Annotated in this window: 11 protein-coding genes; 1 reads left to right on the top strand and 10 read right to left on the bottom strand. The window is 46.2% G+C overall.

Features of this window, described 5'->3' with window-relative positions:
- Position 1: 1 nt before the first annotated feature.
- The 4 genes from KIT90_RS11480 to KIT90_RS11465 all read right to left on the bottom strand — a co-directional run bounded on the left by KIT90_RS11480 (position 2) and on the right by KIT90_RS11465 (position 5,127).
- Positions 2–1,420: a carbohydrate ABC transporter permease gene (locus KIT90_RS11480; protein ID WP_005434284.1), complete on the bottom strand. Its 1,419-nt coding sequence runs from the start codon at positions 1,418–1,420 to the stop codon at positions 2–4.
- The gene (locus tag KIT90_RS11475) at positions 1,413–2,507 is read right to left on the bottom strand and encodes a carbohydrate ABC transporter permease (protein ID WP_285376750.1); all 1,095 of its coding nucleotides are present in this window, start codon (positions 2,505–2,507) and stop codon (positions 1,413–1,415) included. The genes KIT90_RS11480 and KIT90_RS11475 overlap by 8 nt, the downstream gene beginning before the upstream one ends.
- 11 nt (positions 2,508–2,518) lie before the next feature.
- Entirely contained in the window at positions 2,519–3,757 is a 1,239-nt protein-coding gene (locus tag KIT90_RS11470) for an extracellular solute-binding protein (protein WP_045410777.1), read from the bottom strand.
- Positions 3,758–4,149: 392 nt separating this feature from the next.
- Positions 4,150–5,127 carry a LacI family DNA-binding transcriptional regulator gene (locus KIT90_RS11465; protein WP_005434280.1) on the bottom strand — a complete coding sequence of 326 codons (978 nt, stop codon included), beginning with the start codon at positions 5,125–5,127 and terminating at the stop codon, positions 4,150–4,152.
- 505 nt (positions 5,128–5,632) lie between these two features.
- On the opposite strand from KIT90_RS11465, the gene KIT90_RS11460 reads away from it, so the two are divergent.
- The gene (locus KIT90_RS11460; protein WP_005434277.1) at positions 5,633–6,019 is read left to right on the top strand and encodes a DUF2541 family protein; all 387 of its coding nucleotides are present in this window, start codon (positions 5,633–5,635) and stop codon (positions 6,017–6,019) included.
- A 116-nt stretch (positions 6,020–6,135) separates the two neighbouring features.
- Here KIT90_RS11460 and KIT90_RS11455 read toward each other — a convergent pair whose 3' ends face one another.
- From KIT90_RS11455 to KIT90_RS11430, 6 genes are all read right to left on the bottom strand, one after another.
- Complete coding sequence (locus KIT90_RS11455; RefSeq protein WP_285376749.1) at positions 6,136–7,131, bottom strand: OmpA family protein; 996 nt, start codon at positions 7,129–7,131, stop codon at positions 6,136–6,138.
- A gap of 10 nt (positions 7,132–7,141) precedes the next feature.
- Positions 7,142–8,182 (bottom strand): adhesin, encoded by a 1,041-nt coding sequence (locus KIT90_RS11450; protein ID WP_285376748.1) that lies wholly within the window; start codon positions 8,180–8,182, stop codon positions 7,142–7,144.
- The gene (locus KIT90_RS11445; protein WP_285376747.1) at positions 8,182–8,940 is read right to left on the bottom strand and encodes a molecular chaperone; all 759 of its coding nucleotides are present in this window, start codon (positions 8,938–8,940) and stop codon (positions 8,182–8,184) included. Before KIT90_RS11445 ends, KIT90_RS11450 begins: the two co-directional genes overlap by 1 nt.
- A 17-nt stretch (positions 8,941–8,957) precedes the next feature.
- Positions 8,958–11,423 carry a fimbria/pilus outer membrane usher protein gene (locus tag KIT90_RS11440; protein ID WP_285376746.1) on the bottom strand — a complete coding sequence of 822 codons (2,466 nt, stop codon included), beginning with the start codon at positions 11,421–11,423 and terminating at the stop codon, positions 8,958–8,960.
- Positions 11,424–11,492: 69 nt separating this feature from the next.
- Positions 11,493–12,026 carry a fimbrial protein gene (locus KIT90_RS11435; protein WP_009706582.1) on the bottom strand — a complete coding sequence of 178 codons (534 nt, stop codon included), beginning with the start codon at positions 12,024–12,026 and terminating at the stop codon, positions 11,493–11,495.
- Positions 12,027–12,362: 336 nt separating this feature from the next.
- A complete protein-coding gene (locus KIT90_RS11430) occupies positions 12,363–13,097 on the bottom strand; it encodes a helix-turn-helix domain-containing protein (protein ID WP_009706583.1) in 735 nt (244 codons plus the stop codon).
- Positions 13,098–13,219 lie beyond the last annotated feature (122 nt).

Below are 13,219 nucleotides of genomic sequence, written 5' to 3'. Positions count from 1 at the left end.
TTTAACCTTTAACAGCGGAAGAAATGTCGTTACCCACGAAGTAACGTTGGAAAACCATAAATACAATCAGTACTGGGATTGTTGACAGGAAAGCCCCCGCCAAGATCAGGTTCCAGTCACCTGCTACGCCATAGGCGTTACGTAAACTCAATAGACCAACAGGAAGCGTGAACGCGTCAGCTGGGCTGTTAATCACCACAAGCGGCCAGAAGAAGTCGTTCCAAGCACCTTGGAAACCAAGGATGGTGACTGACAAGATGGCTGGCTTCGCCAGTGGCATGAATACCTTCCAAAGAATCACAGCAGGGCTTGCGCCATCTACGATTGCGGCTTCCTCCAGTTCTTTCGGAATGTTCTCGAAGAACTGTTTCATGATCAGAACCTGACCCGAAGCAACGACCGCGGTGATGACCGCCCATGGTGTATTCAATAAGCCGATATCCTTATAAATCAAGTAGTTAGAGATGAACGTTACTTGGCCCGGAATCATCATGCTGAACAACATGAAAGCGAACACAGCACGCGCACCAGTGAACTTCAATCGAGCTAAGGCATAACCCGCAGTACATGCAAAGAACAGGGTCAGAATCACCTTACCAATCGCAATGAAGAACGAGTTGATGGTCCAGCTCATAAATAAGCTCTTACCTGTATCTAGGCTCACCGACTCGGTGTAAACGCGGACGTAAGACTTAAATACATAACCAATCAAACCCGGTGCTGCGTTATCCCATGCCGCAACACGGCCACGACGTTCCATCTTGCTTGGCGCTAGCGTGCTATCAATCAGCACTTGGCCGCGCGGCGCTTCTACCGTTAGGGGTAGCGTTGCGATCTCAGGACCTTGCCCTTGATACTTGATGGAAAATGCCCACGTTTGGCTATGACCTTGCTTAGTAAGTTCACGACGACCACGCTTCTCTACAAACGTCACGTTATCGTTAGTGTCTACCAGCACTGGCTCGCTGACTTGCGCGTAATCGGCAGCAAAGTCGGTCACGATAGCCGCAGCCATACCTGTACCTGGACGACGGCGTGGCACTTCAATCTCTGGAGTTGCCAGCTCTTTGCCGTCTTCCACCGCGTAAGTCACGGTGAAGTTCACTTCTGCGCCCGGAGCAAAACCACCGAACATTGGCGCATCGTTACCTTCTTTACCGAGTTGGTAAGCAGCACCCCAGTTGCTTGGTTGAACCTGTGCAAAGTTGAACTTAAATGGCTGCTCTAGTGGGTCGTCTTTCAAACTCGCTAAGAACGCCACCACGAACGTACCTAGCATGACAGTCGCAACCAGTAGCAAAGCACTGTAAACCCACGCTACCTTTGCCCAGCGACGACGCGCTTGGAACTTGGAAATCTCTTCCATTGATGCCATAGGTTTCGCATCATCGTGATTCATGGTTGAAACGGGATTAGTCATCTGCTTTCTCCTTCACACCAAAGATTTTCTGCAGATAAACCACTGCCAACGTGATGAATGCCAATACCAATGCTGCTGCGCTTGCCATGCCGATTTGCGGCGTGCCACCCGGTGGGAAGGCGTTGTGGTAAACGTAGTAAGCCAGCGTAATACGTGATTCCAACGGTGCTGCCGCGCCAAGTAGTGCTACTTGGTCAAACATTTGTAGCGTACCGATAATCGAGAAAGTCACGACCACGAACGTCACCGGTGCCAACTGAGGAATCGTAATGTTCCAGTGTTGTTGCCACTTGTTCGCACCATCAATGTGCGCCGCTTCGTAAAGCTCACCCGGAATGCCTTGCAAGCCTGCTAGGAACAACAACATGAAGGTCGGGATAGTGGTGTAAATGTTCTGAATCACGATTGCCCAAAGTGTTAAAGGCATCGGCCCCACATTGTCACGCGTGTTCAACCAGTTCACTTCCACGATTTGGTCTGTCACTTCTACCCAGCCCATTGCGCTGGCTACGAAAGTCGCCACACCCGCAACGATGAAAGAGAGAATGCCCCATGCTGGATCCAACCAACCTACTGGTAAGCCTTTCAAACGGTCTTTGGTTACCAACACAAACTGAGTAGCGATAGCGACAAGCAAAAAGCAACTTAAGTGCGGGTAATGGTTCACGACATCGGTGACAAAGCCGTTGAGATAGCCGTTCTTTTGGTAGAACCAAATGAAGATCAATGTCACCGCTGCACTCGACAAAATACTTGGTAAGTAAAATGCGGTTCTAAAGAAGCTTTTGGCGCGAATTTTAGAGTTCACTAAAATCGCTAAGCCAAGTGCTAACACGGTTTGTACACAGGTCACGATTAGTGAGAACCAAATGGTGTTTGCCAGTGAAAGCAGGAATAAATCGTCAGTAAGCAGAGCTTTAAAGTTCGCTAAACCAACCCAGATTGCATCGCTGAACAAGTCGTACTCGGTAAAGCTGAAGTAAACCGTTCTGATCAATGCGTATAGAAAAAACACCACCAAAGTCAGTACAAATGGCCCAGCTAGGAGCCATCCGTAAACTTGTTGGCGTAAACGTAAAGAGTTCATCCCTCGCCCCGTTATTTCGCCATCAGTGCATCGTATTTAGCTTGCGCCATCTTGATCGCTTCTTTCTGCGTCATCTGACCAAGCAACACTGAATTCAATGCTTCATTAATCGGAGTCATCCATGCTGTGCCGTAGTTACCAAATGCGAATGGCTCTACATTTCCTTCAAGAGCACCTTCAAACACTTGTTTTGCCAATTCGTTTTCTGCTTTTTGCTGTGCAAAGAACTCTGACTTACCAAGCGCTTCACGGCTTGGCAGAGCAAGACCTGAATCCAACACCCATTCTTGTGCTTTTTGGCTAGTTAAGATCTCTACCGCTTTTTGCGTCGCTTCGATGTTCTTACCATCTGCATTTACGCCCCAAGCAACAGTAAACAGTAGGTTGCCACGTTCACCGCTTACTGGATCTTTTGGCATCAACGTTGTGCCATAAGGCAGGTTTGGCGCTTTATCGCGTAAGTAACCACTGATCCAGTTACCTTCTAAAGCGATTGCCGTTTCTTCCGTACCGAAACAGCCGCCGCCCCAGCCTTGACCAAGGTCAGTCGCCAAGATGCCCACTTTGTCTTCGGTAACTAAGCCAGTGTAGAAGTTAAATGCACGCTCGAAGTTCTCATCCAGAACGGTTTTGCCTTCAGCGTTGAATGGCGTCCAACCTGTTGCGAGTGCAAAGGGTGCAAAACGCGCGTAATCAGGCATAACGCAGATACCAGACACTTCATCTGCTAGCGCATCTTTCACATCCAGTAGTTTTTTACGTAAATCTTCCCAAGAGTCTTGATTCGTTGGGTAAGCGACTTCAGCATCATCAAAAATGTCTTTGTTGTACTGCAGTGCAATTGTGTTGAAATCCTTAGCCACGCCGTACTGTTTACCTTCTAACGTAAACGCCGAATTCAAGCTTGGGATCATGTTGGTCGCGACTTTTTCTAAGCTGCTGTTATTTGGAGAAACTTTGCCAGAGTTAACTAACGTGTTAGCGAATACAACGTCGATGTAGAAGGCGTCTGGTGCAGTGCCAGCTGAAAGAGAGTTAGTAATAAACTGAGAAAAATCGCCTTCAACTGCTTGATATTTAACAGTAAGACCTGCTTTATCAAAATCGTCAGCAAGTACCTCGTTCACCAATTTGTTCAGAACCACAACATCATTGCCGCCCCAGCCGGCAATCGTGACTTCTGTATTTGCAACTGCGTTTGCAGATAGGCCAGCAGCTAGTAGGGATACTGCCAATATTGTTTTTTTCATCTCGCCCTCAAATCCCATTTCTTTCAAAATCTGAGGGTATTATGCGAAATTAACGTAAGCGCTTACGTTAAGATGATCACAAAAAACTCAGTTACGTATCAGAACGCACAAGAATGGTGATCTCGCTTACAAAAATGGTGCATTTTTCGCTCGTAAATTCAGAAAAACGCCATAAAAGGCCGTTATGTAACGAAATGTGATTCGTAAGACCATCTCATTCTTACGAAAAATTTACGTAAAGCAGATACAGAGATAATGATTAATAAAACTCGATTGGAGATACGAAACGGAGAAACAAAGAAATGGGTAAGAAGAGGATGAAAGCCGTAAACAAAAAGAGCATGGACTCAGCCATGCTCTTTGCTTTTGATTACCAATATGAGGAATGAGAGTTAACTGGTTTTACCTAGCTTCAGAGACACAGGTACAACGGAGCCAACAGGCTGTTCACGCAGCATGGCTTGCTCTAGCATACTCGCAACACGCGCCGCGATCTTGTCCGTGTCTTGCTCAATAGTCGTGAGTTCACGTGAAATACCAGGTAAACCATCGTAACCCACTACAGAGAAGTCATCAGGCAGCGTGTAACCTCGATCTTTTAGTGCCGCGATAACACCAAGTGCCGTTTCGTCACACTCACAAACAAAGCCTTGATAGCCCTCAAGCTGCTTTTTATCAATGTTCATGAAGTAACGATAAGCCGCGATTTCACCCAGTGGATCAGCGCCTGTTCTGAGCTCTCGAACAGGAAGTGCGTTGCTTGCCATCACCGACATGTAACCTTGATGACGGAACTGATAACCGTCGCCATAAGTCGTTGGCGTCACAAAGCAAATGTCTGTTAGCCCTTTATCTACAAGGTGTTGCGTAGCTTCACGGCCGCCATTGAAATCATCTGGAGCTACCCAAAAAGAGCCTTCACTCATGCCGATACAAACGTAAGGCAAGTCCATCTCTTTACAGGTTTCAATGCGTGGGTCGTTGTGGGTAATACCAAGTAAAATAGCGCCGCCAACCTGCTCTAAATCCACTTCTCCAAAGCTTACTGGCAACAAGTTGCGTCCAGAGTTACGGATGGAAGCAGACAAAGAAGGCCATAGCATACCGAGGTAACGAGAAGCGTAAAAATCGTGCGGACCAAGCGAAATTGCGATGGTATTTTTGTGACTACCAGTCAATTCACGTGCAGACGTGCTTGGTACATAACCCAACTCTTTGCATATATCGAGAATCTTTTTACGCGTTTTTTCGCTGATCCCCGGTTTATTATTTAGAGCTCGACTAACAGAAGCGATTGATACACCTGCAATTTTTGCAGCTTCATGTATGGTCGCTTTCTTCAGTTCCGCATCAGTTTTTGGTGCACTCACGGCGCTCTCCTACGGCAAAACGTAAAATTTACGTTCATTATGTGAGTAAACAGAGAAAAAGCAAGCGAGAAATACGTAAAACGATAGCAAAGCGTAAACTTATGACTCATATGTCACATTTTGTATAAAACCAATAAGCACAAGCACAGACAAGGCCCATTCTTTTATAAAAACATCGAATAATCTGACGGTTAGAATAGAAACAAGATGAATATCAGCACAACAGACTGATAACGAACGTCGACAAAGCACTCAGAAACTGGATGTTTTTCTCGCACTGTCAGCTCAGAAATTACGTAAATCGATTTACGTAAACCTTCTTGGACTATCTGCGAGCGATGAAAACCGCCAGATACCAGTATCAACCCCTTCCCTAATACAACTGATGCTTTCTTCGCCTAAAGTCAGCGAATTGTGAAACTTCATCCACATCAGAAAATATTGCTAGCTGTTTTTCATTCCTCTCGACTATGATTCGCGCTCCTGTGTTTTGGTGATTTTTTAAATGAGAATTTATACCGCTATTATCACGGCAGCATTGGCTGCAACAACACTTATCGCTCCTGCACACGCAGACGATAAATTCACTTTAGGTCGTACTATCTTGCTTGAGCACGGTAACCTAGCTGCAAAAATCCCAATGGTGATTTGCCGCAACACCAACGCGATCAAAGTGAAAGCAGAGAAAGACCTAGAACTAAGAAAGGTCGTTGTGCGATTCCAAAACGGTGACGAGAAAACCATTCGCTTCCACCGTGATCTAAAGAAAGACAAGATGACCGATTGGCGTTACTTCGGTTACCGTCGCTGTGTGAAAAACATCGAGGTGTACGGTAACTCTGAAGGCTCTAAAGCGGGCGTACGCGTTTACGGTAAAGAGAAGAACGATTAATCGTTACTGATCTCGACATTCAAAAGGGATGAGAATTAACCTCTTCTCTACGAATACAAAAATCCCTCGTCGATTGGCGAGGGATTTTTATTTTAATTCAGAAACAAAGAAGGCTCTTATTCTGGCGCAACCAGTTCGGTTCCGTTGACCGTAATTTCGACTTTACGCGCGGCTTGCTCGCGATGCTCTTGTTCAATGACTGACGTTTCAAGACGAATGTTGTCCGCTTTCACGCCATGCAAAATCAAGAAATCCGCAACAACTTTTGCTCGCTCTCTCGCTAAGTGAGTATTGTACTCCAGATAAGCAGGCTTACTATCTGCCCCTCCTGTCACCACCACTTCATAGCTTTCCAACTCAGTTATTCGACTGGCCAACTGCATCAATTGAGCTTCCATCTGTGGGTTGAGCGCTGCATCGTCGTAGCTATAAACCGGACTGCTCTCCGCTAGAATCACGGTTTGCTCTTCTGGCGCATCCTCTATGTGCTCAATAGGTTGCGGCTCGTAACTGCTGCTCGACCACGGATGAAGCACCAGAGACAAGTTCACCTGACGCAGCTGTTTGGTGTCTTTTTTGTCGTAGTACTGATCGAGCACACTGACGTTAAACAGATTGTCGAATTGCAACGAGACGTCGATGTACTCACTCAAGGCATAGTAGCCGCCCAACGACAGGTAAGGTGCCACGCCGCTGGTTTCCGTCGGCGAATCCAACTGCGGCTTGTCCATGTCGGCGTTGTAGATGTAGCCACCCACACCAGCGAACAAACCACCATCGCGCCACAGTGACCATTTGTGTTTGGCGAGAATGTCCAAACCTTTCATGTCAAAACCATTGCCGTCCGATAAGCTGCGATAGCCTAACTCATAATCAAAAGGCTGTGTCAAGATACCTAGGCTGTACTTCAAACTGGTGATGTCGTTGTCGTGCTTGTAAGGATCGTCTTTAAACTGAGCGAGTCCCCCTCCCACTTGAAAATACAACCCATTGGATACCAAAGTATCGATAACGCCTTTCTCGGGTTCGTCGACTTGCTGGGCCTCTTGTGCCAAAACTGGGGAGAGTGCAAAAACAGAAATCGCGAACAAAATCATTTGTTTGTAATTCACAAGCCTTCCCCTATAAGTAAGAAACGGTGTACACCACCATTCCTTCAAATTTCCCTTTCTTAATGTTGGCAGGGTCGAAAGGCACCAGTTTGGCGAAGTAACGGTCATAGCCGACTTGCTCTACTTCGTAGCCATCACCGACAGGCTCGTTAAGTTGCACTTCTTCACCACTCGGAGTGTAAAGCTTGATGCCATAGGATTTGATTTCCGTGCCACTGTCGTCAAAAACAGGGACGTAAGATCGGTTGTTCAGGTCTCGAACATTATCAAAATAACCACGCAGCTTAACGGATGGACAATCGGCTCCGTACTTTAAGTTGCGAACGATAATAGTGAGAGGTCGAGGCTCGGTTTGCACAATATCGTCTACACCAATGCGCCCGTAGTCGATGTTGTTGTTCTTGATCTCCAGCTCAACCAAACATTTAGAAGGCTTAAGAATGTCCATGTTCTGAATTACGCTGCGGTAGTTCGCATACGCCCCGTTGTAACCTAACTCCCCATCTAACTGGAAAATGTTGACCGGCGCGCTATATCCAGAGAAGTCCCCTGGCCCCGTAACAATGATGGGCTGGTATGTAATGGTTTTGGATGTTTTAGTGCGTGACTCACAAGCGTTGTTATCTTCACTAGCACTACATTGAGGGACCCTGAAGCCATCAACTGCGGTTTTTATGCCATAAATATCTCGGCCTTCATATCGAAACCCCACCTTAATACCGGGAATATTCGGGACGACGGTATCACCCGTTTTACCGGGCCAAAAGAACACTTGTTCGGGGAAATCCTTCAGGTGAGGGAAATTCGTCGCATCTTTATAGCAAGTAACATTCACCGTTTGAGACGGGCCACGCCATACCACTTGCCCATCAGGCGCATCAATGGGTACCGATGCTGAAGGATCAATGTAGAAACTGCTTACACCGCCAGGACCACTGCCACCAAAACTACCACCGGCCTCTGTGCTGTAGCAAGCTAATGCCCACGCATTGGGAGCAATTGAAAGCCCCGTAACGAGCAAACAAAGAGTTAGAAATAACGCTCTCATCATTACCCCTCACTTTCGTCTTTGGCAGTGCAAATGTTTTTTGAATTGCAGAAATAGGTGTTGCTCACCGTGGCACCATAATCATTGATGTGGCTTAACGTGTATCGGTCGCTTTTTCCAACTTTCAAGGTTCTGCTGGTAAACGGCGCAAGCATCACAGGGGTGAAACCCGTCGCGTCTTTCTTCGCTTTCCCCACCATCAACTCAGAGTAAGTCACGTAAAATGGCGAACCGTTTTCTACCAAGATCTTATTGCTGCCTGTGCGCTTAATTTTGGTCGCGCTCGCCACTGCTTTATCGACGCGCTTAATCTTGTCTAGACTGGAAGGTCGATAGAAAAATTTGATCACCGATTCAATTGCGATTTGGATAGAACCACTGGCGGTTTCTGCGACAGCATCATCGTGCTTGTCATGCTCCGAAGGCGGGACTTCGCGAACATGTAAGAAGTAAGCCGTTTCCCTGTCTTGCGGCAGTTGGGAAGCCGTTGGCAAAGATTTGATGCGCAGCATAGCGTAATCTTTACTCTCGATTCTCAACACGGGTGGAACAACGATGAATTTGTCTTCTACATCCTTTCCGTCCATGTCCGTCAACCAAGATTGCGCCAAGAATGGAATGTCAGCGGGGTTCTTTATTTTGACGGTCTCTACCTTCGAGTTACCTTCATAAACCACACGAGTTCGGTCTAAAGCCAATGCCGCATTCGCCGATGCCGAGACCATCAAACAACACATGACGGCTAGAATTGATTTTTTCATAACTTCTCAACTACTGATTAATTATCACAATGAACGGAACGGATGACTTCTTTACTATTTAGAATTGAGTCATCAATGATTAAGTGGCAGCTTTGGTTATCCCCCCAGCTCACACTGATTTTTGAATCGAGATTGACGCCGACCAGATAAGCCGTTGAGTCTTGCCCAACAATGCCAATCTCTTGATTGAGTTCGTCGTCAAACACCAATGCGCCAAACGGAATGTCTTGTTCGCCTTGCAAGCGCGCCATAAAGTTGCTGCCTTGGCGGGCCTTGATTTTTTGATAGCCGATCGCACCTTCAGTCAGCACCATGCTCTTAACGCTGCCGAGCACCTCAACATCATCAGGTAGTGATTTGTAATCGATGGTGTTGTAGCTCTTTTGATAAGGCGTCACGCCATTGATCAGCGCCAAGCCAAATGCGTTGGTCTCTTCGTTGTTGCTGCCGTTAATGGTGACGTCTGGTACATTCGAGTCGATAAGAATGCGCGACGTACCCGAGTTAAGTGCGCTGTAAGCTAAGCCATGTTTTGACAGCAGTACCGTGCCCATCGCATTGGCGTTTACTTGGCTGTACGAGTTGGTTTTATAGCTGCCACCCACAGACGTCGACATGAATGAGAAATCGCGATTGTAGTTGCCACTTACGCCGTTGGATTCACCCTCGTAAACATCGTAAGCAACGCGATAGTTAGAACCGTCATCATTGTTGTATCCCGAGTAGGCGAGGTTTTGAGAGTAGTCGCCACTGCGTGAATTGGTTTGAACTGAGACAGTGTTGCTGCCACCGATAGGAATAGAGATCCCCAATGACCAGCCTTTTTCGTCAATGCTTGGCGAGTATTCATTAATGCCCGACTCGTAGTCGTAACTGATGTATGAATCATTCGATTTGTACAGGTTCATCGTTAAGTAGAGATCGATCCCGTTGATCTTCAATGGATGCGAAATATTGACGTCGTAACGAGAACTGTCGCGGCGATTGTCCCAATAGTTGTTTGAGGTGTAAGACAAATACGCACTGGTCGAGCCAAAGCTCTGGGTTAGTGCAATGTACTTTTCATCTTTACGGTTGTTGTTCGCGGCATAGACGATGGAAGAAGTACGGTCATCATAAGACTTCAAATACTCATCAAATTCGTAGTATTGCTCTTCCGAAAAACGGTAGCCTGCCACACGTAAACCCAAGCCAAAGTCGGTCAGCGTGTTGTTGTAAGTAAAGCCATAAGACAAACCAGAGGCATCCGTGTCGTCGCCTAATTTCGCCTGCGCTGAAGAAATATCGAATGAAGCCGCCCCGAAGTAATTCAGGTTGATACCACTACCGAAAGTGTAAGATTGGTAATCTTCAGAGAGCAGCGTTGCAGAGAACAACGACAGGTAGTTGTTGACACCATAGGACGCTTCGGCGGAGAAAAACTCAGGCGTGTGCTCATAAGCATCACTGTCCGGCACACCCGCAGAAACGCTATAACGCACGTGATTAGGTCGCGTTAGGTACAGCACATCTGCACCGTTCACTTGGTAACGTTGAATCGTCCCGTCGGCTTGTTTGACCTCAACATCCAACGTACCTTGAGACGCTTGTGATAGGTCATCAATCAGATACGGCCCCGCATTCACATTCACTACTTTAAGTACGTTGCCTTGCTGGCGAATGGTGATCACCGCATTGGTATTGACCGTGCCAGAGACCACTGGCGAGTAACCACGCAAGTTAGATGGCAGCATTTGGTCATCGCTTTGCAGGCGAACACCCGTCATTTGGAACGAGTCGTACACGTCCGAGCCAAACTGGGTATTACCGAACGTCAATTTCGATTTAATGCTGCGGATCGGCGCGTAGCCATACAATGACGTAAAGTCACCGGAATAGTTGTTGGATGCTTGGTAATTTGCTCGAAAGCGAAACGCTCCGGCATTTAGCCCAACAATGCCATAGGTGGATAGATCGTCATTCCAACCATTTTCATCGTCTTGTTGGCTAGAAAAGTAGTTAACGTTGTAATCCAGATAGAGCGCGGCGATGCCATCGTCCCATAAACGATCAGGTACAAAACCATATTTGTACTCATTGGCGATGTATTCTTGAGGCGTCGTGATGTCTAAACGTGCTTTACCGAGATCGGACGTGACTTTGGTGTAGCCGACATCTTCAAACTGATAACACACACTACCATCAACTGAGATCGCGTTTTCTTTGTAGACTTTATAACCACGCTCGCTAAGAGGAAGGCTGTCCATTAATGCATCAGAAATGCAGGGTTTATTGTTATTAAATACAATATTTTCTTTGGTTAAGAACTCCCCATTAATATAAACCTCTAGCTCATATTTACCGTCTTCCACAAAGTTCGCATTCGAGAATTTGCTTAAATCGACACTATTTTTACTTCTTATAAAATAATCATTGAAGCTGGTCGCGTAAGAAAAAGAAGGAAAGGAAAGTACAATTATTAAACCGAGTAAATGACGACGCATTTTATCAACCAGTGTTTTTTATTAGAACGAGAGCTTTGGCTAACCAGCCAAAGCTCTCTCGGCAACTGCTTATGGGTACGTTACGCGTAGTAGCGCCCAAGATTCTGCAACACCCGCTGTAACAGGCGTTGCTGTTACGTCTACGTTTGCTTCATACGCTGCAGAGAAAGACGCGATGTTTGTGCCGTCTACGATTACGTTGCTCGCTGCTACGTCACCGTTGTCGATTGGGTTACCATCGTGAAGGATACGTACACCAACGCCCGTTGCACCGCCTTCAACGCTGAATAGGTCGCCAGTGGTATCTGGGTTAGAATCGAATGTGAATTCCGCTTTTGTTGCTACAGTCGTATCACAATCCGTCAGCTTCACTTGGAAAGGCACTGGTGTAGAGCGGTCACCTTTTGCTTTAAAGATGTGCGTTGGCTGTTGACCAAGTTGGATTGTCTGATCGATGCTGTCTGGTGATAGACCACATGCTGATTCTACGATTTCACCTTTGAAGTAAACGTTGGTCGTGTTTTCTGCCAAAGCAGGGGTTGCAGACATCAGTCCAAAAAGAAAAGTAGCTGCGATTGATGAGCGAATGAATTTAGCTTTCATTTTTAAATCCCGTGTATTTTTAGCGAATAAATGCAGACAAAAAGTGATGACTTCTTATCGTTGCTATTTAGTTTTTAATAAATGTGTGGATGGAATAGTTTTATTTCCAACTCGATGTGTTTGTATCGTTTAACAAACGTTATGATTTTTGGTTAGCGTGAATGTTATTAAGTTCTAAACCATTAATTCTCCCTAAATTATTCGCTCCTTTTCATCAAGAAATAATGCATTCTTGTTATGAGCCTATATATTTAATTACCTGTTCCTAATGAGATTTATCCAATTAAACGTTGACCCGGACTGTAAAGTTATTATTGGGTGTACGATCCGTGAACATTACGCGCGATTTGAGTGGCTCCACGAACGAATCGTAAGTAGCTCACCCAATACATAATCGGCCCCCGCGGAATAAACACCGGTACTCGCTCCGACTTCTTCAAGTTGGAACACACGTACTTGCTTAACGGTTTTCTTTTCTGGCGCAACCATTAAGAAAAGCCTTGCCCGACTGGCGTACAACAACTCAATCAATCGCTCAATGCTAGACAGCAAAGCCGAATAACTGAGACTCTCGGTATGCATGAGAATGAACGCATCACCTTCGACTCGGTAAGTCAAAGAAGCCAAGGCACTCCCACCAACGGACCATTGCTCCGTCGACTCTTTGCCATTGAGAAAACGTTCATACTCTGTCAGTGAACAAAGCTGTCTTAAAAACTGACGACCACTGCCTTTTTCGTTCAAGCGTCGCCACTTCCCCTTCCCTTCAGGAAGCGGGACAAGACCAAAGTTGCCATGACGATAACGCTCGAACCTTTTGATCAATTGAGGCTTGGTCGGAAAGCAGCATGTCTTGAGTTCATCTACACTGTTTTCAAGCACTCTGAGAATCTGAACCATCCGCTCTGCTGTGGGTTGGACTTTCTCACTTTCCCACCGAGAGAGCGCATTAACATCGAGCCCAACAAACAAAGAGAAAGGGAAATGGCGTAAGCGATCCACCAGCTCTCTTTGCGACCAACCTCTTCTCTTTCGTGCCTTTCGAAGGTGTTGAGAAAAGTTCGACTCCACCTTTACCTCCACATGCCTTAATTGACTTATGAATCAAACAGTTAAATAGGCATAACAAAGTTAAGCAATATGGGCATGCTCTGTCGGTTTGAATTTGAACAAGGGTAGAATATGCCCCGAAT

Source organism: Vibrio sp. B172a, assembly GCF_030248355.1.
In the GTDB taxonomy this organism is placed as follows: Bacteria; Pseudomonadota; Gammaproteobacteria; order Enterobacterales; family Vibrionaceae; genus Vibrio; species Vibrio owensii.
The sequence above is the reverse complement of the archived record's forward strand: the minus strand, read 5'-3'. Positions and strand labels throughout refer to the sequence as shown.

Excerpts from the sequence above, each read along its gene's own strand:
- KIT90_RS11480 (WP_005434284.1), bottom strand. The coding sequence starts at position 1,420 with ATGACTAATCCCGTTTCAACCATGAATCACGATGATGCGAAACCTATG.
- KIT90_RS11475 (WP_285376750.1), bottom strand. The coding sequence starts at position 2,507 with ATGAACTCTTTACGTTTACGCCAACAAGTTTACGGATGGCTCCTAGCT.
- KIT90_RS11470 (WP_045410777.1), bottom strand. The coding sequence starts at position 3,757 with ATGAAAAAAACAATATTGGCAGTATCCCTACTAGCTGCTGGCCTATCT.
- KIT90_RS11460 (WP_005434277.1), top strand. The coding sequence starts at position 5,633 with ATGAGAATTTATACCGCTATTATCACGGCAGCATTGGCTGCAACAACA.
- KIT90_RS11450 (WP_285376748.1), bottom strand. The coding sequence starts at position 8,182 with ATGATGAGAGCGTTATTTCTAACTCTTTGTTTGCTCGTTACGGGGCTT.
- KIT90_RS11445 (WP_285376747.1), bottom strand. The coding sequence starts at position 8,940 with ATGAAAAAATCAATTCTAGCCGTCATGTGTTGTTTGATGGTCTCGGCA.
- KIT90_RS11440 (WP_285376746.1), bottom strand. The coding sequence starts at position 11,423 with ATGCGTCGTCATTTACTCGGTTTAATAATTGTACTTTCCTTTCCTTCT.
- KIT90_RS11435 (WP_009706582.1), bottom strand. The coding sequence starts at position 12,026 with ATGAAAGCTAAATTCATTCGCTCATCAATCGCAGCTACTTTTCTTTTT.